At 71.6% G+C, this 24,512-nt stretch carries 24 protein-coding genes; 10 read left to right on the top strand and 14 right to left on the bottom strand.

Annotated elements, in window-relative coordinates:
• Positions 1–42: 42 nt before the first annotated feature.
• Positions 43–996 carry a LysR family transcriptional regulator gene (locus ACH4KB_RS01660; RefSeq protein WP_398062557.1) on the bottom strand — a complete coding sequence of 318 codons (954 nt, stop codon included), beginning with the start codon at positions 994–996 and terminating at the stop codon, positions 43–45.
• Between the two features lie 314 nt (positions 997–1,310).
• On the opposite strand from ACH4KB_RS01660, the gene snpA reads away from it, so the two are divergent.
• The gene (snpA, locus tag ACH4KB_RS01655; RefSeq protein WP_398062555.1) at positions 1,311–1,964 is read left to right on the top strand and encodes a snapalysin; all 654 of its coding nucleotides are present in this window, start codon (positions 1,311–1,313) and stop codon (positions 1,962–1,964) included.
• Positions 1,965–2,245: 281 nt separating this feature from the next.
• Here the strand turns inward: snpA and ACH4KB_RS01650 are convergent, their stop codons facing one another.
• The 6 genes from ACH4KB_RS01650 to ACH4KB_RS01625 form a co-directional block, all read right to left on the bottom strand.
• Positions 2,246–2,602 (bottom strand): GntR family transcriptional regulator, encoded by a 357-nt coding sequence (locus tag ACH4KB_RS01650; protein ID WP_398062553.1) that lies wholly within the window; start codon positions 2,600–2,602, stop codon positions 2,246–2,248.
• Between the two features lie 2 nt (positions 2,603–2,604).
• Entirely contained in the window at positions 2,605–3,573 is a 969-nt protein-coding gene (locus tag ACH4KB_RS01645; RefSeq protein WP_398062551.1) for a DUF1648 domain-containing protein, read from the bottom strand.
• 324 nt (positions 3,574–3,897) lie between these two features.
• The gene (locus tag ACH4KB_RS01640) at positions 3,898–4,566 is read right to left on the bottom strand and encodes a DUF6304 family protein (RefSeq protein WP_398062549.1); all 669 of its coding nucleotides are present in this window, start codon (positions 4,564–4,566) and stop codon (positions 3,898–3,900) included.
• A 52-nt stretch (positions 4,567–4,618) separates the two neighbouring features.
• Positions 4,619–5,215 carry a GNAT family N-acetyltransferase gene (locus ACH4KB_RS01635; protein WP_398062547.1) on the bottom strand — a complete coding sequence of 199 codons (597 nt, stop codon included), beginning with the start codon at positions 5,213–5,215 and terminating at the stop codon, positions 4,619–4,621.
• Between the two features lie 89 nt (positions 5,216–5,304).
• The gene (locus tag ACH4KB_RS01630; RefSeq protein WP_398062545.1) at positions 5,305–6,348 is read right to left on the bottom strand and encodes a family 2 encapsulin nanocompartment cargo protein polyprenyl transferase; all 1,044 of its coding nucleotides are present in this window, start codon (positions 6,346–6,348) and stop codon (positions 5,305–5,307) included.
• Between the two features lie 93 nt (positions 6,349–6,441).
• The gene (locus ACH4KB_RS01625; protein ID WP_398062543.1) at positions 6,442–7,848 is read right to left on the bottom strand and encodes a family 2B encapsulin nanocompartment shell protein; all 1,407 of its coding nucleotides are present in this window, start codon (positions 7,846–7,848) and stop codon (positions 6,442–6,444) included.
• Positions 7,849–8,024: 176 nt separating this feature from the next.
• Between ACH4KB_RS01625 and ACH4KB_RS01620 the strand changes: the two genes are divergently transcribed.
• The 3 genes from ACH4KB_RS01620 (at position 8,025) to ACH4KB_RS01610 (ending at position 10,754) form a co-directional block, all read left to right on the top strand.
• Positions 8,025–8,471: an RrF2 family transcriptional regulator gene (locus tag ACH4KB_RS01620; protein WP_398062541.1), complete on the top strand. Its 447-nt coding sequence runs from the start codon at positions 8,025–8,027 to the stop codon at positions 8,469–8,471.
• A 94-nt stretch (positions 8,472–8,565) separates the two neighbouring features.
• A complete protein-coding gene (locus tag ACH4KB_RS01615; protein ID WP_398062539.1) occupies positions 8,566–9,762 on the top strand; it encodes a globin domain-containing protein in 1,197 nt (398 codons plus the stop codon).
• A 59-nt stretch (positions 9,763–9,821) separates the two neighbouring features.
• A complete protein-coding gene (locus ACH4KB_RS01610; protein ID WP_398062537.1) occupies positions 9,822–10,754 on the top strand; it encodes a 1-aminocyclopropane-1-carboxylate deaminase/D-cysteine desulfhydrase in 933 nt (310 codons plus the stop codon).
• Here ACH4KB_RS01610 and ACH4KB_RS01605 read toward each other — a convergent pair.
• Positions 10,730–12,331, bottom strand: coding sequence for a Na+/H+ antiporter (locus tag ACH4KB_RS01605; protein ID WP_398062536.1), 1,602 nt, complete (start codon positions 12,329–12,331; stop codon positions 10,730–10,732). The genes ACH4KB_RS01610 and ACH4KB_RS01605 overlap by 25 nt on opposite strands.
• Before the next feature lie 35 nt (positions 12,332–12,366).
• Between ACH4KB_RS01605 and ACH4KB_RS01600 the strand changes: the two genes are divergently transcribed.
• From ACH4KB_RS01600 to ACH4KB_RS01590, 3 genes are all read left to right on the top strand, one after another.
• Positions 12,367–12,627: a UBP-type zinc finger domain-containing protein gene (locus ACH4KB_RS01600; protein ID WP_398062534.1), complete on the top strand. Its 261-nt coding sequence runs from the start codon at positions 12,367–12,369 to the stop codon at positions 12,625–12,627.
• A 232-nt stretch (positions 12,628–12,859) separates the two neighbouring features.
• Positions 12,860–13,273 (top strand): anti-sigma regulatory factor, encoded by a 414-nt coding sequence (locus tag ACH4KB_RS01595; RefSeq protein WP_003966375.1) that lies wholly within the window; start codon positions 12,860–12,862, stop codon positions 13,271–13,273.
• A gap of 23 nt (positions 13,274–13,296) precedes the next feature.
• Complete coding sequence (locus ACH4KB_RS01590) at positions 13,297–14,226, top strand: RNA polymerase sigma factor SigF (RefSeq protein ID WP_398062532.1); 930 nt, start codon at positions 13,297–13,299, stop codon at positions 14,224–14,226.
• Positions 14,227–14,252: 26 nt separating this feature from the next.
• Here ACH4KB_RS01590 and ACH4KB_RS01585 read toward each other — a convergent pair whose 3' ends face one another.
• Positions 14,253–14,702, bottom strand: coding sequence for a hypothetical protein (locus ACH4KB_RS01585; protein WP_398062530.1), 450 nt, complete (start codon positions 14,700–14,702; stop codon positions 14,253–14,255).
• Between the two features lie 165 nt (positions 14,703–14,867).
• Here ACH4KB_RS01585 and ACH4KB_RS01580 point away from each other — a divergent pair, with 165 nt between their 5' ends.
• Positions 14,868–15,836, top strand: coding sequence for a diacylglycerol/lipid kinase family protein (locus ACH4KB_RS01580; protein ID WP_398062528.1), 969 nt, complete (start codon positions 14,868–14,870; stop codon positions 15,834–15,836).
• A gap of 319 nt (positions 15,837–16,155) precedes the next feature.
• Positions 16,156–16,413: a WhiB family transcriptional regulator gene (locus tag ACH4KB_RS01575; RefSeq protein WP_003953983.1), complete on the top strand. Its 258-nt coding sequence runs from the start codon at positions 16,156–16,158 to the stop codon at positions 16,411–16,413.
• A gap of 191 nt (positions 16,414–16,604) precedes the next feature.
• Here ACH4KB_RS01575 and ACH4KB_RS01570 read toward each other — a convergent pair whose 3' ends face one another.
• Together ACH4KB_RS01570 and ACH4KB_RS01565 are read right to left on the bottom strand one after the other, a co-directional pair.
• Positions 16,605–18,071 carry a sensor histidine kinase gene (locus tag ACH4KB_RS01570; protein WP_398063317.1) on the bottom strand — a complete coding sequence of 489 codons (1,467 nt, stop codon included), beginning with the start codon at positions 18,069–18,071 and terminating at the stop codon, positions 16,605–16,607.
• Positions 18,072–18,672: 601 nt separating this feature from the next.
• Entirely contained in the window at positions 18,673–19,755 is a 1,083-nt protein-coding gene (locus ACH4KB_RS01565) for an SIS domain-containing protein (protein ID WP_398062526.1), read from the bottom strand.
• Between the two features lie 269 nt (positions 19,756–20,024).
• Between ACH4KB_RS01565 and nagB the strand changes: the two genes are divergently transcribed.
• Positions 20,025–20,810, top strand: coding sequence for a glucosamine-6-phosphate deaminase (gene nagB / locus ACH4KB_RS01560; RefSeq protein WP_398062524.1), 786 nt, complete (start codon positions 20,025–20,027; stop codon positions 20,808–20,810).
• 288 nt (positions 20,811–21,098) lie between these two features.
• Here the strand turns inward: nagB and ACH4KB_RS01555 are convergent, their stop codons facing one another.
• The 3 genes from ACH4KB_RS01555 to ACH4KB_RS01545 are packed head-to-tail and all read right to left on the bottom strand — an operon-like array spanning position 21,099 to position 24,508.
• Entirely contained in the window at positions 21,099–22,628 is a 1,530-nt protein-coding gene (locus ACH4KB_RS01555; protein WP_398062522.1) for a glycoside hydrolase family 3 protein, read from the bottom strand.
• A 9-nt stretch (positions 22,629–22,637) separates the two neighbouring features.
• The gene (locus tag ACH4KB_RS01550; protein ID WP_073866308.1) at positions 22,638–23,501 is read right to left on the bottom strand and encodes a carbohydrate ABC transporter permease; all 864 of its coding nucleotides are present in this window, start codon (positions 23,499–23,501) and stop codon (positions 22,638–22,640) included.
• Positions 23,498–24,508 (bottom strand): carbohydrate ABC transporter permease, encoded by a 1,011-nt coding sequence (locus tag ACH4KB_RS01545; RefSeq protein WP_398062519.1) that lies wholly within the window; start codon positions 24,506–24,508, stop codon positions 23,498–23,500. Before ACH4KB_RS01545 ends, ACH4KB_RS01550 begins: the two co-directional genes overlap by 4 nt.
• Positions 24,509–24,512 lie beyond the last annotated feature (4 nt).

Raw genomic sequence — 24,512 nt, 5'->3', positions numbered from 1 at the left:
CGGGCCGGGCAGACTCACCGGCGCGGGCGGACCGGCCGGGGATCAGGGCGTGCGGGCCAGCGGGGAGCGGTGGCGCAGCAGCCACTCGTGGTAGCCGCCGGCCCGGCGCGCCGCGTCGCGGTAGGCGTCCTCCAACTGCGCGTACACCACCGCGATGTCCGTCCCGGGCCGGGAGGCCAGGAGCAGCCGCACCGCGAGCGGGTCTCCCAGCAGCGGGCGGATCACCATGTCGTCGCGCGGGCCCGACGTCGGCTGGCAGGGCGCGACGGCCTCGCCGAGCACGACGAGGGAGGCGGCGGTGAGGTAGTCGCCGTGCAGGACCGGTGGGTTGAGCCCGGCGGCGCCGAGCACCCGGCGCACCCCGTCCCACTCGCCGTCCACCGTCGGATCGACCATCCACGGGTCGCCCGCCAGGTCCCCCAGCTCCACCACGCGGCGGCGGGCGGCGGGGTGGTCCCGGGAGAGCGAGATGAACTGCGGCTCCCGCTCGACGAGTACGCGCTGCTCCAGGCCCTCCGGCACGGCGAGCGGGGAGCCCTCCACCTCGTGCACGAAGGCGACGTCCAGGCGGCCCGCCTCGACCGAGCGCAGGAGCGCGTGGGCGGAGACGTCGACCCGCAGCGAGATGTCGGTGCCGGGCAGGGCGACCCGCAGCCGGCGCAGCCAGCCGCCGATGACCCGGCTCGCGGTGCAGCCGATGCGCAGCCGGGGGCCACGCGGCCGGGCGGCCTCGGCCTCCTCCAGCGCCTCGGCGACCAGGTCGTTCATGCCGTCCACGAGGGGCCGGGCCCGGCTCAGGACGGCCCGCCCCAGGGAGGTCGGCCGGCAGCCGGTCCGTTCGCGGCGGAACAGTTCGGCGCCGAGCACGTTCTCGATCCGCCGGAGCTGGGTGGTCAGGGAGGGCTGGCTCACACCGAGGCGCCGGGCCGCCTGATGCAGGCTGCCCGCGTCGGCGATGGCGCAGAGCGCCCTGAGGTGCCTCACCTCCAGCTCCATGCAGCGGAGACTACGACCGCCGCACGCCGTGCACCAGACGTCGCAACCCCACCAAACGGCGGCAATTCAGGGAGTGTTGGGCCCTGAGACATGTGACGATGCCGTGCCCGTGACGTGATCATGGCATGCTCATGACCGGCTGACGTGCGGCGGGAGCGGGCCCGGGCGGCGATAGGTCGGAGCTATCACCGTTCGGCATCATCCCCCCGACTGTGCGCTGCACCACACTCTTCCCCGTACCGCCCCACGCCTTGTCCGCCCAGCGGGCACCCCCACGGCGCGGGTTCGATCGGACAGGTAGGAGAAATCCCCCCATGAGACACCTCAGGACCGCTGTCGCCACCGCCGCCGCCGGGCTCGGCCTCGTCGCCGCGCTGGGCACCGCCCCCGTGGTCGCCGCCGCTCCGGCCCCGGCCGCCCCCTCCTCCGCCATTATCGCCGCGTACAACGGCTCGGGCGAGAACGCCGCCGCGAACCGCGCCTTCCTCGACGCGGTCATGCAGTCCGTCGCCGAGAAGCGCGCCGCCAACCCGGGCATCCAGGCCGTCACGGTCACCTACAACGCGTCGAGCGCGCCGTCCTTCCGTGGCGAGATAGCCAACAGCACGCGGATCTGGAACGGCTCGGTCTCCAACGTCCAGCTCCAGGAAGGCTCCAACGCCGACTTCACCTACCGCGAGGGCAACGATCCCCGGGGCTCCTACGCGAGCACCGACGGGCACGGTCGCGGGTACATCTTCCTGGACTACGCCCAGAACCAGCAGTACGACTCGACCCGGGTCACCACGCACGAGACCGGGCACGTGCTCGGCCTGCCGGACAACTACTCCGGGCCGTGCAGCGAGTTGATGTCCGGCGGCGGCCCCGGCCCGTCCTGCACCAACGCCAACCCGGACGCCAACGAGCGGGCCCGGGTGAACCAGCTGTGGCAGAACGGCCTGGCCGCGCTCGCCCGCTCCGCCTCCTGACACCGGGTCGCACCGGCAGTCCGGCGGAGGCCGGCCGGTCCTGTGCCCCGGGACCGGCCGGCGCCCCCCCACACGTCAGAGGGCCGTTCCGCGCGCGGAACGGTCCTCTGCGTGGTCGCGCCCGGAACGGTCCTCTGCATGGTCCGCGCCCGCGGAACGGTCCTCTGCATGGTCCGCGCCCGCGGAACGGCCCTCTGCGCGGTCCGCGCCCGCGGAACGGCCCTCTGCGCGGTCCGCGCCCGCCGGTCGGACCGGCTGGGCCGTGCGCGCCCGTGTGCCGGTCAGGCGTCGAACTCGGCGCGGACGAGGGTCAGCAGTTCGCCCTCGGTCATGCCGAGGTCCCGGGCGTCCGCGACGGCTTCGCGGACGCGCTCCAGCAGCCGGGCCCGCTGCGGCGAGGCACCCGCGGTGATCGCCGCGCCCCGGCCTCGGCGGAGCTCGATGAGCCCTTCCTCGCGCAGCCGTTGGTAACCGCGCAGCACCGTGTGGACGTTCACGCCGAGGGATTCGGCGAGCACCCGGGCGGCGGGCAGGCGCTCGCCCGGGGCCACCGCGCCCTCGGCGACCGCCCGCCGGACCGACGCGGCGATCTGGTCGCCGAGCGGGGCGGTGGAGGTCGGATCGACCCGGAAGAGCATGGTCAGCGCCCCGTCCGCTGCCGGTCGAGCAGGGTGTTGAGCAGGGCTGCGCCGGTGGCCGAGTCGTCGACGGTCACGGCGAACTCACGGCCGCTCGTCAGGCTGACGACGATGGCCTCGCCCGAGCGGGTGATGAAGCCGCTGCGCTCGGGGCGGATGCGATAGCCCCAACCACCGTACTCCGCAATCGCGTTGACGCGGCGACTGTCCGCTCCCGCCATCCGCTCCAGCGGCACCCGCACGCGGGGCCGGGGCAGCAGGCCGGAGACGGTGAGGCCCCGCCGGTCCACGGTGACGTGGGGGCGGCAGAAGGTGACCGTCACCAGGGCGAGGAGGAGGAGCGGGCCCCCGAAGAACCAGCTCTGCCCCAGGCCGACGGTGACACCGGCCGCCAGGAACACCAGCACGGCGATCGGCACCCACCACGCGCCGAACCCGCGTGCCCAGCCGGCCACCTCGCCGTCGGCGAGCGCGATCCGCTCCCGGCTCGCCGGATCCCGGTCGCGGGGGTCGTCAGGTGCGGGGGCGAGCCGGGACGCCGGCAGGCCGAGGGCTCCGGCGAGGACGGCCACCCCGAGGGCCACGACGACATGCCGGAGCGGGAAACCGTCCGCCGGTCCGCCCTCGGAGGCATCCACGTTGACGAACAGGACGGCGGTCAACAGGTATCCGAGGAATCCGGCGACGGCGAAGCCCCCGCCGATGAACCACCGGTGGGCACGGCCGTAGAGCTTGCCGTTGACCGCGATGAAGGCCCACAGCGCGCCGAGCACGAGCAGCGATGTGGCGGTGTAGAGGAGATGGGCGGTGACACCCATGTAGCCGTCGGCGGAGCCGCCGGCGTCGAAGTGGACGGCCAGCCGCGCGGGCAGCCGGTCCTTGACGGTGAGGTGGACGACGAGGTCGACGAGGAGAGCGAGCACAAAGGGCAGGGCCGCGAGCGTTGCGCGGCCAAGGTTCTTGCTTGTCATGGAAAACCTCCGTTGTTCGCATGCTAGTAGAACAATGAGCCGAGAGCAACGGGGGGAAGCGCGTCCGCCCCGTACCGGGGTGGGTACGGGGCGGACGCGGTACGGGGGGGGCGGACGCAGTACGGGGGCGGTCGCGGTACGGGGCGGACGCGGACGATTCCGGCGGCGGGCCGGTCGGGGCGGGCCAGTCGGCCAAGTCGCGCCGTCAGGCCCGTCAGGCCTGGGCGGCCGGCGGCCAAGCCTACCCGCCAGACCCGTCGCTCCGGGGCGGTCGGGGCGGCCGGCCGGTCAAGCCTGCCCGTCAGGCCGGGGCAGGCCGGTCCGTCAGGCGAGTTCCAGCGGGAAGGCCCCCCGGTGGCCGGTGCCCGCGCCGTCGGCCGGGCGCACCTCGAACTCGCGGCAGCTCCAGACCTCCTGGACGAACCCGGACCGCTGGTCCCACAGATCCAGCACGTCGTCCTCGCCCGCCGAGCCCCGATAGGCGTCCTTGGCCCCCCGGAAACACGCGAGCCCGCCGGAGAGGCCCCGGCCGGGGGCCGGGAAGTAGTCGGAGAAGGCGCAGGCGATACAGGTCTGGATCCGGACGCCCTCCGGGAGGATCCGCTGGACGGCGGCCAGGGCGGCGTTGAAGTCGCGCTCGGCGCGGGCCGATTCGTACACCGCACCGTCCAGGTGGAGGGCGAGGTGGAGGTCCGGGTCGACCCGGCGCAGCGAGAGCAGGCAGCTGAGCGTGGCGTGGCGGAGCGTCCCCGCGACGAGGACCGGCAGCGGCAGATCCCACTCCAGTACGCAGTCGGTGAGCGCGCCGTCCGCGAGGGCGAACATCCCGCTCTCCGGCGGCATGCCGGCGACCGGCCCCAGGTCGTCGAAGCTCTCGCCCTCGAAGTCGACCCCTCTGATCCGGATCCGGAGCTGCCGCCCGTCCGTGGTGAGAACGACGGCGTCGGAACCCTTGTTGTCCCGGTACCAGCCGGCCCACGACTCATCTGTCATGAGCAGGGACTGTAGCCCCTGCCCCGGGCGGCTTCCGTACCACCCTCCGGGTTCAACCCGCTTGGGGCTCCCGCCACATGGGGTACATCGGCGGGCCGTCCGGCAGGTCGACGGCACGGCCGAGGAAGCGGAATCCCAGCCGCTCGTACAGCACCCGGCTCCGGGCGCTGCTCGCCTCCAGATAGGCCGGCAGCCCTTCCCGGTCGCAGCGCTCCAGCTCCACTCCGATCAGCTCCGCGCCGATGCCCTCTCCCTGGCGGTCGGGGGAGACGCCGATCATGAGCAGATAGGCGTGTGCGCGGTCGTGCGGGTGAACGGCCCCGGTGAGTCTGCCCACCAGTTCGCACCGCTCGTTGTCGGGGTCGGCGGTCCGCCGCATCAGGGCGGGCGTGGGGTCCTCCTCCTCGGGGGCGCCGGCGGGCACCGGCAGCCAGAGCGCCACCGCGGCCCCGTCCTCGGCGATGTCGATACGGCCCTCGGCGAGGGCGACGTCGACGAAGACGCCGAGGAACCTGCCGTGGACCGCGCGCCGGTGCGCCTCGTCGGGGAACACCCAGCTGCTGACCGGGTCGTGGTGGAACGCCTTCTCCATGACCGAGACGACCAGCTCCCGGTCGCGCTGCTTGGCCCGCTGGGTCCGTATGCCCATGACCGGCTGCCGTCCTTCCGTACCGCTTTCGCTCAACCCGCCTCCGGAATAATAGGGTTGAAGGGACGGTGCCGGTCACACGAGGTGGGTCAGCTGGTCCTGCGGGTGACGAATTCGGCCAGTGCCAGCAGGTCGCCGGCGGCGCTCGGGTCGGGGACCGCCCGGGAGAGGTGGTGGACCGCGCGGGCCATCCGGTCGGCGGCGCAGACCTGGGCCCAGTCGCGGCCGCCGGCCCGGTCCACCGCGTCCGCCGCCCGGCTCACCTCGGCGGAGGTGGTCATGGGACCCCGGTAGAGCGTGGCGAGCTCGGCGGCCGCCGGGGTGCCCGAGGTGAGGGCGGCGACCACGGGCAGCGACTTCTTGTGGGCGGACAGGTCTGCCCCGACGGGCTTGCCGGTGCGGTCCGGGTCGCCCCAGATGCCGATCAGGTCGTCGATGAGCTGGAACGAGAGGCCCGCCTCCCGCCCGAACCCGTCCATCGCGCCGACCGCCCGGTCCTCCGCCCCGGCGTAGAGGGCTCCGAGCGCACAGGCGCAGCCGAGCAGCGCGCCGGTCTTGGCGGTGGCCATGGCGAGGCATTCGTCGAGCGTGACCTCGTCGGGGCCGCGCTCCTCGAAGGCGCAGTCCGCCTGCTGGCCCGCGCACAGCTCGATGACGCAGGAGGAGAGGCGGGCGGCGGCGCGGGCGGCGGCCGGGTGCGGATCCTCGGCCAGCAGCCGCTGGGCCAGGGCGAGCATGGCGTCGCCGGTGATGATGGCGTCCGGGATGCCGAAGACCGCCCAGGCGGTGGGCCGGTGCCTGCGGGTGGTGTCCTCGTCGATGACGTCGTCGTGGAGCAGGGTGAAGTTGTGGGCGAGCTCCACGGCGACGGCGGCCCGGACGGCGCGTTCCGGATCGCCGCCCAGCGCGCGGGCGGCGGCCAGCACCAGGGCCGGCCTGATGGCCTTGCCCGCCTGGCCGGCGGCCGGGGTTCCGTCGGCGTTCTCCCAGCCGAAGTGGTACATCGCGATGCGGCGTATGCCGCCGGGCAGCGACTCCACGGCCGATCGCAGATGCGGGTCGACGACGGCACGGGTGCGCTCCAGGAGGGCGGCGGCCTCGTGCCCTTCCGTCGCTGCGTCCGTACTGGTCATGGTCACGGTCACTCCCTGGGGCGAGGCGATGGGGTGCTGGCCCGGGGGCCCGGGCGGCGGCTGCTGCCGCCCGGGCCCTCGGGGTGAACGGGGTCAGTGCCAGCGGCTGACCTCGACGTTCTCCAGCACTCCGAGGGCGTCCGGTACCAGGATGGCGGCGGAGTAGTACGCCGTCACGAGGTAGGAGATGATCGCCTGCTCGTCGATCCCCATGAAGCGGACCGAGAGACTCGGCTCGATCTCGTCGGGGATACCGGTCTGCTGGAGGCCGATGACGCCCTGCTCGGCCTCGCCGGTCCTCATGCAGATGATGGAGGTGGTGCGGGCGTCGGAGACCGGGATCTTGTTGGACGGGAAGATCGGCACCCCCCGCCAGGCGGGCACGTGGTGGCCGCCGATGTCGACGCTCTCAGGGACGAGTCCGCGCCGGTTGCACTCGCGGCCGAAGGCGGCGATGGCCTTCGGGTGGGCGAGGAAGAGCTTGGATCCGCGGCGGCGCGAGAGCAGCTCGTCCATGTCGTCCGGGCTGGGCGCCCCGTCGTGCGGCTGGAGCCGCTGCCCGTAGTCGCAGTTGTTGAGCAGCCCGAACTCCCTGTTGTTGATCAGCTCGTGCTCCTGGCGCTCACGCAGCGCCTCGACCGTGAGCCGCAGCTGCTGCTCGGTCTGGTTCATCGGCTGGTTGTAGAGATCGGCGACCCTGCTGTGCACCTTCAGCACCGTCTGGGCGACGCTCAGTTCGTACTCGCGCGGCGCCGCGTCGTAGTCGACGAAGGTGTGCGGGACGACCGCCTCCCCCACATGGCCGGCGGAGAGGTCGATCGCCGCCTCGCCGTAGTGGTTGGTCCGCTGCCGCGGAATGGAGAGCAGACCCGCGAGATGGTCCTGCAGCGGTGCCGCGCGCTCCGCGAGGTTGTACACGTCGGCACGGCTCAGGGTGAGGAGCGTGCACGGCGTGAGCGCGCGAGCGGTGTACTCCCAGACGGCGTCACCGTCGATGAGGCTCTGGTCGCCGAAGTACGCGCCGTCGGCGAGCACCCCGAGCTCCGTCTCGTCCCCGTAGGGGCCCGATCCGACCTTCGCCACCTTGCCGTGCGCCAGCAGGAAGATCCGGTCCGCCGCGTCCCCCGAGGCGGCGAGCACCTCCCCCGCGGCCACGTCCCGCTGCTCGCACCTGCGGGCGAGCTCGGCGAGCACCTCCTCGTCCCCGAACTCCCGCAGGGCGGGCAGCTCCCCCAGCTCCGCGGGGATCACGGACACCCGGTCCCCGGTCTGGACGAAGGTCACCCGGCCGTCGCCGACCGAATAGCTGAGCCGACGGTTCACCCGGTACGTACCGCCCTGTACCTGCACCCACGGCAGCATCTTCAGCAGCCACCGTGAGGTGATCTCCTGCATCTGCGGCGCGGATTTGGTGGTCGTCGCGAGGTTCCGCGCAGCCGCCGTCCCCAGACTCTGCTGCGGCGGCGCCTGCGTGTCGCGAACCTCTTCACCAACGGACATCTGACGTCCTTTCGATCTTGGGCTGACCTGCGTGCAAAAGCCTTTCAGCAGGAGGACCGGGTCGCCATTACACAAAAGAGTGCGACTAATCCGCCTTCGGTCGGGGCACGTTGGTCCCTGTCGCCCGGCGGACCGCTTAATTTGCATCAAACATGCAACTTATCTAGGGTGGCGCCATGCGGCTGACGAGATTCACCGACGTGGCGCTCCGCGTCCTCATGCGACTGGCGGTCGCCGAGGGCCGGGAGCCGCCGACCACCCGCGAGGTGGCGGCCGCCATGCGGGTCCCGTACACGCACACCGCGAAGGTCGTCGCCAGGCTCCAGCACCTCGGCCTCCTCGACGCCCGTCGCGGCCGGGGCGGCGGACTCACCCTGACCTCGGCCGGCCGTTCCGCGTCGATCGGCTCGCTGGTGCGGGAGCTGGAGGGGCCGGAGGAAGTGGTCGAGTGCGAGGGCGACACCCCCTGCCCGCTCCGCTCCGCCTGCCGGCTGCGCGGGGCCCTGCGCGGGGCCCAGGAGGCCTTCTACGCCGCGCTGGACCCGATCACCGTCACGGATCTCGTCGCCTCCCCCACCGGCCCCCTGCTGCTGGGCATCGGCAGCGGCCCACCGTCCGACTGAACCCCGCCCGGCCGCACGGACGAACCCACGCGCCGACGGGACGCCACCCTCTGCCTCTGAATATGCATCCAAGATTCCATTAAGGAGTTCCGTCATGCTCTCCGACCGGTCCACTGCCACTGTCCGCGCCACCCTTCCCGCCGTCGGCGCGGCCATCGGGGACATCGCCGACCTCTTCTACGAGAAGCTCTTCGCCGCCCACCCGGAGCTGTTGCGGGACCTGTTCAACCGGGGCAACCAGGCCTCCGGCGACCAGCGCAAGGCCCTGGCCGGGTCCATCGCCGCGTTCGCGACCGCACTGGTCGAGCACCCCGGCACCCGGCCCGACGTGATGCTGGACCGGATCGCCCACAAGCACGCCTCGCTCGGGGTGACCCCGGAGCAGTACGAGGTGGTGCACACCCATCTGTTCGCGGCCATCGCCGACGTCCTGGGCGACGCGGTCACCCCGGAGGTCGCCGCCGCCTGGGACGAGGTCTACTGGCTGATGGCGGGCTCCTTGATCGCCGCCGAGGAGCGCCTCTACGCGCAGCGGGGCGTCCTGGCGGGCGATGTGTGGCACACCTGGGAGGTGACCGACCGGGTCGAGGAGACCGACGAGGTCGCCACCTTCCTGCTGCGCTCCGCCGAGGACACGCCGCCGCCCGCCTTCCGGCCCGGCCAGTACGTCTCCGTGCAGGTCGAACTCCCGGACGGCGCACACCAGATACGCCAGTACAGCCTCACCGGCGCCCCCGGCTCCCGGCTGCGGTCGATCACCGTGAAGCGCGTGCGCGGTCAGGGCTCGCCCGACGGCGAGGTCTCCCGGCACCTGCACGAGCACGTCCGCGCGGGCGACCTGCTACGCGTCTCCGCCCCCTACGGGGACCTGGTGCTCGACCACCTGGACGCGCCCCTGCTGCTGGCCTCGGCGGGCATCGGCTGCACCCCCATGCTGTCGATGCTGGAACACCTCGCCCAGGAGGGCCACAGCGGCCCGGTCACCGTCGTGCACGGCGACCGCTCACCGGCCGACCACGCCCTGCGCACCGACCACGTCCGGCTGACGGGGAAGCTCACCGACGCCGAGGCGCACTTCTGGTACGAGGCCCCGGAGGCCGGTCAGCCCGCGAACCGCACCGGCCTCGTCGACCTGGCCGGCATCACCGTACGACCGGGGACTCACGCCTACCTGTGCGGCCCGCTCCCCTTCATGCGGGCCGTCAGGGCCCAGCTGCTGGAAGCGGGCGTCCGGCCCGCCGACGTCCACTACGAGGTGTTCGGCCCGGACCTCTGGCTGGCCTCCTCCTGAAGCGCCGGGGGAACGCCGGGAGAACGACGGGGGAACGACGGGCGGGCGACAATGAGCGGGTGAACAGCCCGCCCCGCCTCGACGCCCTCCTGCGGCCCCGGGTCCCCTCCCCGCTGCGGGAGGTCCGCGACGAACGCTTCGCGCGCCACGGGGTGCGGCTGCTCCTGAAGCGGGACGATCTGATCCACCCCGACCTGCCGGGCAACAAGTGGCGCAAGCTCGCCCTCAACCTGGAGAACGCCGCCGGGCGCACCGTGCTGACGTTCGGCGGCGCGTACTCCAACCACCTCCGGGCCACCGCGGCCGCCGGGCGGCTGCTGGGTTTTCCCACCATCGGCGTCGTCCGCGGTGACGAGCTGGCGCACCGGCCGCTCAACCCGTCGCTCGCCCGGTGCGCGGCCGACGGTATGCGCCTGCACTTCGTGGACCGTACGACGTACCGGGCGAAGGCCTCCTCCGAGGTCCTGGAGGGGCTGCTGAGCCTGTTCGGGGACGTGGAGGTCATCCCGGAGGGCGGCAGCAACGCGCTGGCCGCACAGGGCTGTACGGCGCTGGGGCGCGAGCTGGCCGGGGAGTGCGAGGTGGCGGCCGTGGCGTGCGGGACCGGCGGCACCCTGGCCGGACTCGCCGCCGGCCTGGGCGCCGGGCAACGGGTCCTGGGCGTCCCGGTGCTGCGCGGCGGCTTCCTCGGGCGGGAGGTGGAGCGGCTCCAGCACGAGGCGTTCGGCGGCCCGTCCGGGAACTGGTCGCTGGACGAACGCTTCGCCTTCGGCGGCTACGCCCGCTCCACCCCGGAGCTGGAGGGCTTCGCCGCGGACTTCGAGGACCGGCACGGGCTGCCCGTGGAACGGGTGTACGTCGCCAAGCTGCTGTTCGCGCTGACCACGCTGGCCGAGGAAGGGGCGTTCGCGCCGGGCGTGCGGGTGAGCGCCGTGATCACCGGCGCCCCCGACGCGCGGCCACCCCTTCAGGAACCGTCCGTCTCCCGGTAGGCCGCCGCCTCCTCCAGGTCCAGCCGGCGCAGCAGGGTGCGCATCATCTCGTCATCGATCCGCCGCTCGTCCCGGAGCCGGACGAAGACCTCGCGCTCGGCGTCGATCATCTCCCTCGACAGCCGCCGGTAGGTGTCGTCCGCCGATTCCCCGGTGACGGGGTCGGCGGCGCCCAGCCGCTCCCACACGGCGTTGCGGCGGCGTTCCAGCACACTGCGCAGCCGGTCGGCCAACGGTGGCGGCAGGCTGCTGTGCGGGTCGGCGAGCAGCCGGTCCAGGCGGGCCTCGGCGGCCTCGGACGCCTCGCTCTGGGCCTGCGCCTCGATGAGCGTGACGGTCTGCGGGTCGGGGCGAGGCAGCTTCAGGACCCGGACGAGGACGGGCAGCGTCAGTCCCTGGATCACGAGGGTCCCGATGACGGTGGTGAAGGTCAGGAACAGCACCAGGCTGCGGGCCGGGAAGGGTTCGCCGTCGTGCGTGACCAGCGGGATGGAGAAGGCGACGGCGAGTGAGACGACCCCGCGCATCCCGGCCCAGCCCACGATCAGCGGGGCGGTCCAGTCGGTGCCCGGCTCGCGTTCCCGTACGCGGCGCGAGAGCCGGCGGGGCAGATAGGTGGCCGGGTAGACCCAGACGAAGCGGACCACGACGACGGCCAGGAACACGATGGCCGCGTAACCGAGCGCCTGGCCCACACCGAACGGACCGAGCCCCTTCAGGACGAACGGCAACTGGAGCCCGATCAGTGCGAACACCGCGGACTCCAGGACGAACGCCACCATCTTCCAGACGGCCGCCTCCTGAAGGCGGGTCGCGAAGTCGACCTGCCAGGAGCGGTGGCCCAGGTAGAGGGCGACGACGACCACGGCGAGCACACCGGAGGCGTGCACCCGTTCGGCCGCCGCGTACGCCACGAAAGGGATCAGGAGGGAGAGGGTGTTCTGGAGGAGCGCTTCCTTCAGGCGGGTGCGCAGCCAGTGGAGCGGAACCATCAGCAGCAGGCCGACGCCGACCCCGCCGACCGCGGCCAGCAGGAACTCGCCGATCCCGGCGCCCCAGCTCATCCCCTCCCCCACCGCGGCGGCCAGCGCGACCTTGAACGCGGTGATCGCCGTGGCGTCGTTCACCAGGGACTCGCCCTGGAGGATCGTGGTCACCCGGGAGGGCAGCCCGACGCGGCGGGCGATGGCGGCGGCCGTCACGGCGTCCGGCGGGGCGATGACCGCCCCCAGGACCAGCGCGGCGGTCAGCGGCAGGTCGGGGATGATCAGGTGGGCCAGCCAGCCCACGGCGACGGTCGCGAAGAGGGTGTACCCCACGGAGAGCAGGGCGACCGGCCGGACGTTGGCCCGCAGATCCAGGTAGGAGCTGTCCACGGCCGCCGTGTACAGCAGCGGCGGAAGCAGCAGCGGGAGCACCACGTGCGCGTCCAGGTGGTACGTCGGGACGCCCGGCAGATAGCCGGCCACGAGCCCCACGGCGACCAGGACGAGCGGGGCCGGCACCGGGGTGCGTCGGGCCGCGCCGGCCACCGCCGCGCTCACGGCGACCAGGGCGATCAGCGGCAGTGCGTCCATCCCACCGTCCTCGGATCCGTCGTAACCTGCCCAGCATGAGCCAGTGTGCGCATGTAGCGGATCTGCCACGCCCCGAGCCCGTGCCGCTCGGCGAGACGTGTCCCGAGTGCCTGGAGGCGGGCAGTCACCCCGTGCAGCTGCGGCTCTGCCTGACCTGTGGGCACGTCGGCTGCTGCGATTCGTCGCCGCTGCGGCACGCCACCGGACACTTCCGGGCGACCGGTCATCCGGTGATGCGGAGCTTCGAGGCGGGCGAGAGCTGGCGCTGGTGCTTCGAGGACGGTTCGATCGTCTGACGCCTGGGTACGTCAATGCGGCGCCGGTTCTTCGCAATTGGACGCCGCAGCCCCCTAGCCACCGTGTGTACGCATGGGCTTACCATGAGTGACGGCCGGGGTGTGGGGTCCGTACGACACGGCATCATGGATCCGATAACGTCGCCGAGCCGAAGAACCGTCGACGGACCGCATGGCTCCGGGCCACCCTTCCCGGAACCTCGAAAGAGTTTGTGCCACCTTGGAGGTGAGGGTGTCCCAGATCGCAGGCGAGCCCGGGAACCAGGACTTCGTAGAAGTCCGACTGCCCGCTGCGGGTGCCTACCTGTCGGTGCTGCGAACGGCCACGGCCGGTCTCGCAGCGCGTTTGGACTTCACTCTCGACGAGATCGAGGATCTTCGTATCGCGGTCGACGAGGCCTGCGCGATCCTGCTCCAGCAGGCCGTGCCGGGCTCCGTCCTCAGCTGCGTCTTCCGACTCGTCGACGACTCCCTCGAAGTGACGGTGTCGGCGCCCACCACGGACGGCCGGGCGCCCGAGCGCGACACCTTCGCCTGGACGGTGCTCTCCGCACTGGCCGGCAAGGTCGACTCCACGGTCGCCGACGACCGTACGGTCAGCATCAGCCTCTACAAACAGCGCGGCGCGGGCCCCGGGCCGGCGTGAGCGACGGGAACGGGGACGGTCCTGTGCGGGACGAGACGATCCGATCCGGGGTGGTGCGCCCAGCAGCCGTCCCGGAGCAACAGGCGCGGCCGCATCCGGTGGACGGAGCGGACGGGCCCGAGAGCATCGACGTCGCGGTGGAGCAGCAGTCGCAGGCAGAGCGGGTGGGCCAGATGAGCGAGCACGGGCACCACGATCCACACGACCGCAGCGGGGCCCGGGCCCTCTTCTTCGAGCTGCGGGAGCTGCCCGACGGTTCGGCCGAGAAGGCCGAGCTGCGCAACAGACTGGTGCGGATGCACCTGCCGCTGGTGGAGCACCTGGCCCGCCGCTTCCGCAACCGCGGGGAGCCGCTGGACGACCTGACCCAGGTGGCCACGATCGGGCTGATCAAGTCCGTGGACCGGTTCGATCCGGACCGGGGCGTGGAGTTCTCGACGTACGCCACCCCCACGGTGGTCGGCGAGATCAAGCGTCACTTCCGGGACAAGGGCTGGGCGGTGCGGGTGCCGCGCCGCCTCCAGGAGCTGCGGCTGTCGCTGACCACGGCCACCGCGGAGCTCTCCCAGCAGCACGGCCGCTCGCCGACGGTGCACGAGCTGGCCGAGCGGCTGGGCATCTCCGAGGAGGAGGTGCTGGAGGGTCTGGAGTCGGCCAACGCGTACAGCACGCTGTCGCTGGACGTGCCGGACACGGACGACGAGTCGCCGGCGGTCGCGGACACGCTGGGCTCGGAGGACGAGGCGCTGGAGGGCGTGGAGTACCGGGAGTCGCTCAAGCCGCTCCTGGAGGACCTGCCGCCGCGCGAGAAGCGCATCCTGCTGCTGCGCTTCTTCGGGAACATGACCCAGTCGCAGATCGCCCAGGAGGTGGGCATCTCGCAGATGCACGTCTCCCGGCTGCTGGCCCGGACCCTCGCGCAGCTGCGCGAGCGGCTGCTCGTCGAGGAGTAGGGGCACGGAGGACGGGGTCCGTCGGCTCAGGCCTCGGGGGTCGCCCTGGGGCCCCGGCGGATGCCCAGGTCCTGGGTGGTGGCCGGCTTGAGGGCGAGCACGAGACCGGTGACGGCAACCGCCGCCAGGACGATCCCGGTGGGAATCAGCGCGCCCTGCGAGCGCAGCAGCGTCCAGGCCACCGGCAGCGCCATGATCTGGGTGATCAGCGCGGGCCCCCGGCTCCAGCTGCGCAGCAGCAGCAGCCCGCGGGCGGCGATCAGCGGGATCGCGCCGAGCGCGACCAGCGTGATCCCGACCGTCTCCGCCTGCTGCGTGCTCTCCAGCTTCCCGAGCACCCCCATGACCACCATGTAGACACCGCCGAGGGCGAGCGCCAGGCCTTCGAGGGCGTTGACCCCGGCGAGGACGGTGATCCTGGTCGGGCGCTCCGCCGCGGAGGGTGACGGAGTGGAGGGGGTCGCTTGAGTACTCACGCCTTTCAGGTTGGCATCCCGGGGGCCCGGAAGTGAAGCCGGGGTACGGGGGAGCCTCCCCCGTCCGGGCGCACGGCGGGGCGGCTGGTCACGTTCCGTCACCGGGCCGGAGCGCAGCGAACCGGGACTACGACGCCGAACCGCCCGGTAGGTAGGCTGGCCGTCATGCGCGCACTTCTCGTGGTCAACCCAGCTGCTACCACCACCAGTGCCCGCACCCGTGACGTGCTCATCCACGCGCTGGCCAGCGAGATGAAGCTGGAGGCGGTGACCACCGAGTACCGGGGGCACGCACGGGATCTGGGACGGCGGGCCGCGGACAGCGACGACATCGATCTGGTGGTCGCCCTCGGCGGCGACGGCACGGTGAACGAGGTGGTGAACGGGCTGCTGCACCGGGGCCCGGACGTGGACAGCCTCCCGAAGCTCGCCGTGGTCCCCGGCGGGTCCACCAATGTCTTCGCGCGCGCCCTGGGGCTGCCGAACGACGCGGTGGAGGCGACCGGCGCGATCCTGGACGCTCTGGAGAACCGGACCGAACGCACGGTCGGGCTCGGACTGGCGGCCGGCACCCCGGGGACCGAGGACGAGTCCGCCCCCGAACGCTGGTTCACTTTCTGCGCCGGTCTCGGATTCGACGCCGGAGTCGTCGGCCGGGTCGAACAGAAACGCGAGCACGGGAAGCGTTCGACCCATGCCCTGTACGTGCGCCAGGTGGTGCGGCAGTTCCTCAACGAGGCCAACCGCAGACACGGGCAGATCACGCTCGAGGTGCCCGGCCAGGACCCGGTGACCGACCTCGCGCTCTCCATAATCTGCAACACCGCTCCCTGGACCTACCTGGGCAATCGCCCGGTCTACGCCTCGCCGAAGGCTTCCTTCGACACCGCGTTGGACGTCCTCGGACTGAAGCGTCTGTCCACTCCGGCAGTGGCCCTCTACGGCACCCAGCTGCTCACTTCGAGCCCCGAGAAGGGGCCGCGCGGCAAGCATGCCGTTTCACGACATGACCTCACGGACTTCACCTTGCATTCAAAGGTCCCGCTGCCCTTCCAGATGGACGGCGACCACCTGGGACTGCGTACGAGCGTGACGTTCACAGGCGTACGCCGTGCACTGCGTGTGATTGTGTGAGTGGAAGGGCCTAAAGTCCTTTAACTCGAACGTTTGGACTGGGTCCCACCCCTAAGAAGTGCGCCTGTGACCTAGTCGACACCGAGGAATCAAAAAAAACTTTCCAGAAGGGGTTGTATCCGCCGCCGAGGTTTGCGAATCTCTACATGGCGATCGAGACGGCCCGCAACACCGGCCTCCACTGAGAGCCAGAACCCCTCCTCACCATCACAGACCACACCCAGTCCTCCTGGGGGTCGGCCCGTCATCCACGGGGGGATTCGTGAAAGCGTTCACATTCACAAGCAACAGCGTGTAATACCAAGGAGAGGTAGCAGCCATGGACTGGCGTCACAACGCCGTTTGTCGTGAGGAAGACCCTGAGCTTTTCTTCCCCATCGGCAACACCGGTCCTGCGCTGCTGCAGATCGAGGAAGCCAAGGCTGTCTGCCGCCGCTGCCCCGTCATGGAGCAGTGCCTGCAGTGGGCGCTCGAGTCCGGCCAGGACTCCGGCGTCTGGGGTGGCCTCAGCGAGGACGAGCGCCGCGCGATGAAGCGCCGCGCCGCTCGCAACCGGGCGCGCAACGCAAGCGCCTGAGCGAGAACCGCACCAAGCCTCAGCCCGGCGGCGCGTACAGAGCGTACGCACAGCCCCGCCTTCGAGTCGCAGCGCGCAGTACCCCGAAGCGCATCGCAACGTGAGCATCACGGAGCGGGCCCGGACCGTCACCACGGTCCGGGCCCGCTCTGCTGTGTGCGCCTTCTCCCCGCTTGCTGACGCGGGGTTTCCTACTTGTCGGAGCGGACCGGGACGTCAAGCACCACCTGGGTGCCGCGTTCGGGCGCCGGGACCATGCCGAACGTGCCGCCCAACTCTCCCTCCACCAGCGTCCGTACGATCTGGAGCCCGAGGTTGCCGGCCCGCTTCGGGTCGAACCCCTCGGGCAGCCCGCGCCCGTCGTCGGTGACGGTGATCAGCAGCCGCCCGTCGGTGGGCGATCCGCCGCGCACGGCGGAGACCTCCACCGTCCCGTGGTCGGCCACGGCGAAGGCGTGCTCCAGGGCGTTCTGCAGAACCTCGGTCAGCACCATGGAGAGCGGGGTGGCGACCTCGGCGTCGAGGATGCCGAAGCGTCCGGTGCGCCGGCAGGTCACCTTTCCCGGGGAGATCTCCGAGACCATCGCGATGACCCGGTCGGCGATCTCGTCGAACTCGACCCGCTCGTCCAGGTTCTGGGACAGCGTCTCATGGACGATGGCGATCGAACCGACGCGCCGGACCGCCTCGTTGAGCGCCTCGCGGCCCTGCTCGGAATCCATCCGGCGGGCCTGGAGGCGCAACAGGGCCGCCACCGTCTGGAGGTTGTTCTTCACCCGGTGGTGGATCTCCCGGATGGTCGCGTCCTTGGTGATCAACTCGCGTTCGCGGCGGCGCAGTTCGGTGACGTCGCGGAGCAGGACCAGGGAGCCGATGCGGACGCCCTTGGGCTTGAGCGGGATGGCCCGCAGCTGGATCACCCCGCCCGCGCACTCGACCTCGAACTCACGGGGCGCGTAACCGCTGGCCACCTTGACCAGGGCCTCGTCCACCGGCCCCCGGGACGGGGCCAGTTCGGCGGTGGTGGTGCCGAGGTGATGGCCGACCAGGTCGGATGCGAGACCGAGGCGGTGGTAGGCGGAGAGGCCGTTGGGGCTGGCGTACTGGACGATTCCGTCGGCGTCGAGCCGGATCAGGCCGTCGCCCACGCGCGGGGAGGCGTCCATGTCGACCTGCTGGCCGGGGAAGGGGAACGACCCGGCGGCGATCATCTGGGCCAGGTCGGAGGCGGACTGGAGGTAGGTGAGCTCCAGCCGGGAGGGGGTGCGCACGGTGAGCAGGTTGGTGTTGCGGGCGATGACGCCGAGCACCCGGCCCTCGCGGCGTACGGGGATGGACTCGACCCGTACGGGCACCTCCTCGCGCCACTCCGGGTCGCCCTCGCGCACGATCCGGCCCTCGTCCAGGGCCGCGTCCAGCAGCGGGCGGCGGCCCCGCGGCACCAGGTGGCCGACCATGTCGTCCTGGTAGGAGGTGGGCCCGGTGTTGGGGCGCATCTGGGCGACGGAGACGTACCGCGTGCCGTCGCGGGTGGGGACCCACAGCACGAGGTCGGCGAAGGACAGGTCGGAGAGCAGTTGCCACTCCGAGACCAGCAGATGGAGCCACTCGAGGTCGGTGTCGCTCAGAGCGGTGTGCTGGCGGACGAGGTCGTTCATGGAGGGCACGTGTGGAGCGTACCTGGGGTTACCGGAGGCGTTCGAACCGATCGGCCCGCCGGGCCGTGCCATGGGTACAACGATGGACAGGTGCGGTCGGACAGGTTGCGGAGCCGATCGAGAATGTCGTGCACATGGATGGACAGAGGCAATTGGTCTAGTCCACAATGACTGCATCACGATCTCCGCTCTCCCCGCACAGGAGAGCGGACCGAGGCTCCGGCACTCTCTGCCCTGACTGCGCCGGTGCCTCCAGTGGCCGACGGCACCGCACACCGTCGGTCGGCAGGGCCTGCCTTTTGGAACAGGCCGGATCAGCGAGCGGGGTCCGGTGCGTGCAGCTGCAAGGCGGAGGAGGGAGTCGACGCAGTGGGGTCTCCCCCGCTCGAGCTCGTTCGAGAGCTTGGGGAAGTCGATGACCGACGACAACGCCGCAGATGTGCGTGCCGGACCCCGCGAGCCCGGCCGGTTCCGAAAGGCAGGCCCGCAGCTCCGGGCTGCGGTGCCGGGCGGGCTGAGGGTCCCGCTCCGGCGCCGCGGCCCGCGGGTGTTTCCGGGGGCCGTCGGCGTCTCCGGGGCCGTGCGTGCCGCCTTGAGGACCTCAGCGGGTCTCGGTGACCTTGGCCAGGGCGCGGGGCGCGTCCGGATCCTGGCCCCGGGCGATCGTCACCTCGTACGCCAGCAATTGCAGCGGCAGGATCTCCAGGATCGGCTGCAACTCCTCCGGGACGCCCGCCGTGGGCAGCGAGAAGCCGGCCGAGGCCGCCTCCACCTGGGCCTTGGGGCCGACCACGAACAGGTCCGCGCCGCGTCCGCGCAGCCGGTCCAGCACCGGCTGGAGGGCCTCGCCGCCCCGGCCGTCGGTGACCACGGCGATCACCGGGGAGATGTTGTCCACCATCGCCAGCGGCCCGTGCAGCAGATCCGCGCCGGAGTAGGAGAGAGCGGGGATGTAGCTCGTCTCCATCAGCTTCAGGGCCGCTTCCTTGGCCGTCGGGTAGCCGTACCCGCGCGAGGTGATCACCATGCGTTCCGCGAAACGGTAACGGGAGGCCAGGGCCTTGACCTCGGCCCGGCGGCCCAGGATCGCGCCCGCGAGGTCGGGCAGACCCGCGGCGGCCTCGGTGCCGTCGCGGCCGCCCAGACCCTCAACGAAGAGGTAGAGGGAGAGCAGGGAGGCGGTGTACGTCTTGGTGGCCGGGAGCGCCTTCTCCGGGCCCGCCAGGATGTCGATGTGGTACTCGGAGACCGCCGCCAGCGCGGAGTCCGGGTTGTTGGTGACGGCGAGGGTGACGGCCCCGGCCTCCCGGGCGGCCCTCGTGGAGGCCACCAGGTCCGGTGAGCCGCCCGACTGGCTGACGGTGACCACCAGGACGTCCCGCAGGTCCGGGCGGGCGCCGTAGGCCGTCGTGGTGGACATCGAGGCCAGTCCGCAGGGCAGCCCGAGGCGGATCTCCAGCAGGTACTTGGCGTACAGCGCCGCGTTGTCCGACGTACCCCGGGCGGTGAGCAGTACGAACCGGGGCTTCCGGGCCGCGATCTCGGCGGCGACCTCGCGGATGCGGGGCGCGCCCTGTTCGAGGATGCGGCGGAGCATCGCGGGCTGCTCGGCCATCTCACCGGACATGATGCGGCCGGGTTCGTCGCCCTGGCCGCCCTGGTCGGCCGGAGGGGTGGCGGACATGTGGGGGCCTCCTGCGCTGTCGGCGTACGGGACGGCGCGTGCGCGGGGGTGCGCGATCCGCGCCGTTCCGGTCGGGCCTCCCCAGTCGACCAGGCAATGCCGTGCGCCGCCAGCGGGCCGGGGCGGGCGTGTGTGCCGGCGTGTGGGTGCGCGTGCGTGTGTGCGTGCCGATCGGTGGACTGTTCACCGTCCGGCTGACCGATTCTGCTAAATTGGGAGATTGATTGGTCTATACCACCGGCTCCCTCAGTCAGATCGGCAGGCACAGCGTGGAAGTTGTCATCGTCCCGGACGCCGCGGCAGGCGGCGAACTGATCGCGGAGGCCATCGCCGCGCTGATCGCCCGCAAGCCCGACGCCCTGCTCGGCGTTGCCACCGGCTCGACCCCGCTGCCCATCTACCGCGCGCTCGCGGCGAAGGTCGCCTCCGGTGCGGTCGACGCGTCGCGCGCCCGGATCTGCCAGCTCGACGAGTACGTCGGGCTGCCCGCGGGCCACCCGGAGTCGTACCGCTCCGTGGTGCTGCGCGAGGTCATCGAGCCGCTCGGGCTCCCGGAGGCCTCCTTCATGGGCCCCGACGGGTCGGCCGAGGACGTCCAGGCGGCCTGCGAGGCCTACGACCGGGCGCTGGCCGAGGCCGGCGGCGTCGACCTCCAGCTCCTGGGCATCGGCACGGACGGGCACATCGGCTTCAACGAGCCGTGCTCCTCGCTCGCCTCCCGTACCCGGATCAAGACGCTGACGCAGCAGACCCGGGTCGACAACGCGCGCTTCTTCGAGGACGACATCGAGCAGGTGCCGCACCACGTGATCACGCAGGGCATCGGGACGATCCTGGATTCCCGCCACCCGATCCTGCTGGCCACCGGTGAGGGCAAGGCGGAGGCCGTCGCCCAGACGGTGGAGGGGCCCGTCGCCTCGATCGTGCCGGCCTCGGCGCTCCAGCTGCATCCCCATGCGACGGTGGTGGTGGACGAGGCGGCTGCGTCGAAGCTGAAGCTGGCGGACTACTTCCGCGCCACGTATGCGGCGAAGCCGGGGTGGCAGGGGCTGTAGGGCTCGGCCCTGCCCCGTGCGCGGCTGAGGGCCGGGACGTTTTTACGCGGCTGAGGGCCGGGACGCCTTTACGGTGTCCCGGCCCTTTGCCGTGGTGTGTCGTGCCTGGTGCCGCTCGTCCGGCGTGACGTCTTGTCCTCAATCGCCGGACGGGCTTGATCGGGCCGGCCCGAGGCCTTGTCTGCGGGCCTGGGCGGGCTCGATGTAGCCGCCTGAGGCCTGGCCTGCGGGCCCGTCCGGCGTGAGGCCTAGTCCTCGAACGCCGGACGGGACGGGCTTGCACGTGGGTCAGGCCCTCGTGCCGGTGATCGTTTCCGCTGCTGCCAGGCCGCAGACCCGGGCCGCTCCGTGGGTCGCTATGTGCAGCGAGCCGCGCGGGTCCGACTGGGGCAGGCCCATCTCGACCACGATCGTGTCCGGGCGGGCCGCCAGCAGTGCGTCGAGCGCGGCGCCCATCCAGGCGTGCCGGTGCTCGTCGCGGACCACGGCGACGATGCGCCGCTCCCCCGCCGCCGCCAGGACCGCGTCCGCCGCGGCGGCGCTCTGGTCGGTGTAGGTGTCCGTGCCGGTGCCGGGCAGGATCCTGTCCAGCTCGGCGGCGATGCCCCACGGGGTCTCGTCGCCGACCGCGATGTTCGCCTCCGCACTGAACGAGGCGACGTACGCCGCACCGGTCAGCCGGTCGCCGGAGCCGGTCACCCGGACCGCGCGGCGGGCGGCGGTCAGACCGATGTCGGAGCTGACTCCGGTGCCGGGCGCGGTCCCCTCCTGCACTGCCGCGCCCGACTCCCGGATGTCCCCCCGAACCCGCTGCGTCCAGGACGCCAGGGCTCGTACACGGGCGGCCGCGTCGGCGAGCCGCTCCTCGGTCAGTTCCCCGTCGCGCACGGCCGCGACGAGGGCGTCGCGCAGCCGCAGCACCGTCTCCTCGTCGGCCAGGCCGCCGCCCACACAGATGGCGTCGGCACCCGCCGCGAGGGCGAGGACGGACCCGCGCTCGATGCCGTACGTACCGGCGATGGCGTCCATCTCCACGGCGTCGGTGACGATCAGGCCGTCGTAGCCCAGCTCCTGGCGCAGCAGACCGGTGAGGATCTGCGGGCTCAGGGTCGCCGGGCGGTCCGGGTCGAGTGCGGGAAGCAGGATATGCGCGCTCATCACCGATTTGGAACCCGCGGCGATGGCCGCCCGGAAGGGGACCAGCTCACGGGCGTGCAGGGTGTCGAGGTCCACGTCGATGCGGGGCAGCGCGAGGTGCGAGTCGACCGCGGTGTCGCCGTGTCCGGGGAAGTGCTTGGTGCAGGCGGCGACGCCGGCGGCCTGGAGCCCCTCGATGTAAGCGGCGGTGTGCCGGGCGGCCAGCCGGGTGTCGGCGCCGAAGGAGCGCACGCCGATGACCGGGTTGCCCGGGTTGGAGTTGACGTCGGCGGAGGGCGCCCAGTTGAGGTTGACGCCGCACTCGGCGAGCCGGCGGCCGAGCTCCTGGGCGACGGCCCGGGTGAGGTGGACGTCGTCCACCGAGCCCAGGGCGAAGTTGCCGGGGAAGGAGGAGCCGTGCGTGACCTCCAGGCGGGTCACGTCGCCGCCCTCCTCGTCGATGGCGACGAGGACGTCCTCCCGCTCGGAGCGCAGCCGCTCGGTGAGAGCGGTGAGCTGCTCGGGCGAGGTGATGTTGCGGCCGAACAGGCCGACCGAGGCGAGGCCTTCACCGACGCGGCGCAGCAGCCAGTCCGGGGCGGTGGTGCCGGTGAACCCGGGCTGGAGCACGGCGAGCGCGTCGCGCGTCACGGTGTCCGTGGTGGAAACGAGGGTGGTCATGGGCCCGCACTATCCCTTCACAGCGCCGGAAGTGAGGCCTGCGGCCATCTTCTTCTGGATGATCATGAAGAACACGACGACGGGGATGGCGATCATGGTCGACGCCGCCATGAGGGCGCCGTAGTCCGTTCCGCGCTCGGTCGTGAACGTCATGAGCCATACGTTGAGCGTGTACTTGGAGTTGTCGTTGATCAGGATGTACGCGAAGAGGTATTCGTTCCACGCGTTCACCAGGGCGAAGATCGACGCGGCGGCCAGCCCGGGGGCGAGCAGCGGGAAGATCACCCGGCGGAAGGCCTGGAAGCGGGTGCACCCGTCCACCATCGCGGACTCCTCCAGCTCCACCGGGATGTTCACGACGAAGCCGCGGATCATGATGGTGGCGAAGGGCAGCGTGGAGACCAGGTAGACGACGATCAGGCCCCAGTACTCGTCGATCCCGCCCATCGCGTTGAGCTGGGCGTAGATCGGGATGAGCATCGCCGTCGGCGGCAGCATCTGGACCAGGATCATGATCAGGACCAGGGCCTTGCGGCCGAAGAACCGGAACCGGCCGATCGCCAGGGCCGCCAGGGTCGCGATGATCATGCCGCCGACCACCGCGGTGACCGCGACGATCAGGCTGGACTGGATGGCGGTGCCGAAGTTCGGCTGCTCCGTGGCCCGGACGAAGTTGTCGAAGGTGATCGACGTGGGCCACAGGGTCTGGTCATAGCTGCGGATCTCCCGGTTGGGCCGCAGGGCGCTGATGACCAGCCAGTAGACCGGGAAGACCATGACCAGGGCGATGCCGAGGCCGATCAGGTCGAAGTGCAGCCGGCTCTTCTTGCGGTCGGGCCGCAGCGCCTGTGTCGTCTGGGTCGAGCTGCTCATTCGACCTCTCCCGTCTTCATGAGCTGGCGCAGGTAGTACACGGCCACGCCGGACAGCAGCAGCACCGTGATCAGGGCGATCGCGGTGCCCTGGCTGAAGGAGGTGGACTCGAACGCCTTGGAGTAGGAGTAGAGGCCGAGGGTCTCGTACTCCGGCTCGGGCTTGTTGCCGCGCAGCAGCCAGATCTGGCCGAAGACGTTGAAGTCCCAGATCACCGAGAGAGTGGCGACCATGGTGAAGACCGGCTTGATGACCGGCCAGGTGACGAACTTGTAGATGCCGTACGCGCTGGCGCCGTCGAGGGCGGCGGCCTCCTCCAGTTCCTGGGGGACCTGGGTGAGAGCGGCGTACAGGGTGACGACGACGAACGGGATGGCGCCCCAGACGACCAGCAGGGTGATGATGCCGAAGCCCTGGATCGGGTCGAGGTACCAGTTGTGTCCGAGCCAGTCCTCGCCGACGACCTTGGCGATCAGGGTGTTGATCAGGCCGTAGTCGGAGTCGGCCATGAACCGGAAGATCGAGGCGGCGACCATCAGCGGCATCGACCAGGCGGCGATGAGGCAGGCGGTGAGCACCAGCCGGACCCAGGTGGAGAGCTTGCGCATCAGAAGGGCGACCAGCAGCCCGAGCCCCATGGTCAGCGTCACGCAGATGACCATGAAGACGACGGTGCGGAAGGTGACCCACCAGAACTCGGAGTCGCCGAGGATGTTGGTGAACTGCTCGAAGCCGACCCAGGGGGCCGGCTCTCCGGACCACAGCTCACGACGGCCCATGTCCTGGAAGGACATGATGACCGTCTTGCCGAGCGGGTAGAGGTAGACGGCGGCGATCGCCACGATCGCCGGGAGGATCAGGAGATAGGGGAGGAGTTCCCCCTTCTTCCGCTTCCTCTTCTGCACCCGGGGCGCATCGTCGTCGTGGGAGGACGACTTCCCGGTCGCCTGCGGGTCGGGTGGTACGGGGACCGGCGGCCCGGCGGCCTTGGTATCAGCGGCAGACACGTGG

The organism is Streptomyces sp. NPDC017520, from assembly GCF_044329855.1.
Lineage (GTDB): Bacteria > Actinomycetota > Actinomycetes > Streptomycetales > Streptomycetaceae > Streptomyces.
This window is presented reverse-complemented; position numbering and strand designations above follow the sequence as displayed.

Bases quoted from the DNA above. Each gene is read 5' to 3' on its own strand.
- ACH4KB_RS01660 (WP_398062557.1), bottom strand. From the start codon at position 996: ATGGAGCTGGAGGTGAGGCACCTCAGGGCGCTCTGCGCCATCGCCGAC.
- snpA (WP_398062555.1), top strand. From the start codon at position 1,311: ATGAGACACCTCAGGACCGCTGTCGCCACCGCCGCCGCCGGGCTCGGC.
- ACH4KB_RS01650 (WP_398062553.1), bottom strand. From the start codon at position 2,602: ATGCTCTTCCGGGTCGATCCGACCTCCACCGCCCCGCTCGGCGACCAG.
- ACH4KB_RS01645 (WP_398062551.1), bottom strand. From the start codon at position 3,573: ATGACAAGCAAGAACCTTGGCCGCGCAACGCTCGCGGCCCTGCCCTTT.
- ACH4KB_RS01640 (WP_398062549.1), bottom strand. From the start codon at position 4,566: ATGACAGATGAGTCGTGGGCCGGCTGGTACCGGGACAACAAGGGTTCC.
- ACH4KB_RS01635 (WP_398062547.1), bottom strand. From the start codon at position 5,215: ATGGGCATACGGACCCAGCGGGCCAAGCAGCGCGACCGGGAGCTGGTC.
- ACH4KB_RS01630 (WP_398062545.1), bottom strand. From the start codon at position 6,348: ATGACCAGTACGGACGCAGCGACGGAAGGGCACGAGGCCGCCGCCCTC.
- ACH4KB_RS01625 (WP_398062543.1), bottom strand. From the start codon at position 7,848: ATGTCCGTTGGTGAAGAGGTTCGCGACACGCAGGCGCCGCCGCAGCAG.
- ACH4KB_RS01620 (WP_398062541.1), top strand. From the start codon at position 8,025: ATGCGGCTGACGAGATTCACCGACGTGGCGCTCCGCGTCCTCATGCGA.
- ACH4KB_RS01615 (WP_398062539.1), top strand. From the start codon at position 8,566: ATGCTCTCCGACCGGTCCACTGCCACTGTCCGCGCCACCCTTCCCGCC.
- ACH4KB_RS01605 (WP_398062536.1), bottom strand. From the start codon at position 12,331: ATGGACGCACTGCCGCTGATCGCCCTGGTCGCCGTGAGCGCGGCGGTG.
- ACH4KB_RS01600 (WP_398062534.1), top strand. From the start codon at position 12,367: ATGAGCCAGTGTGCGCATGTAGCGGATCTGCCACGCCCCGAGCCCGTG.
- ACH4KB_RS01580 (WP_398062528.1), top strand. From the start codon at position 14,868: ATGCGCGCACTTCTCGTGGTCAACCCAGCTGCTACCACCACCAGTGCC.
- ACH4KB_RS01575 (WP_003953983.1), top strand. From the start codon at position 16,156: ATGGACTGGCGTCACAACGCCGTTTGTCGTGAGGAAGACCCTGAGCTT.
- ACH4KB_RS01570 (WP_398063317.1), bottom strand. From the start codon at position 18,071: ATGAACGACCTCGTCCGCCAGCACACCGCTCTGAGCGACACCGACCTC.
- ACH4KB_RS01565 (WP_398062526.1), bottom strand. From the start codon at position 19,755: ATGTCCGCCACCCCTCCGGCCGACCAGGGCGGCCAGGGCGACGAACCC.
- ACH4KB_RS01555 (WP_398062522.1), bottom strand. From the start codon at position 22,628: ATGACCACCCTCGTTTCCACCACGGACACCGTGACGCGCGACGCGCTC.
- ACH4KB_RS01550 (WP_073866308.1), bottom strand. From the start codon at position 23,501: ATGAGCAGCTCGACCCAGACGACACAGGCGCTGCGGCCCGACCGCAAG.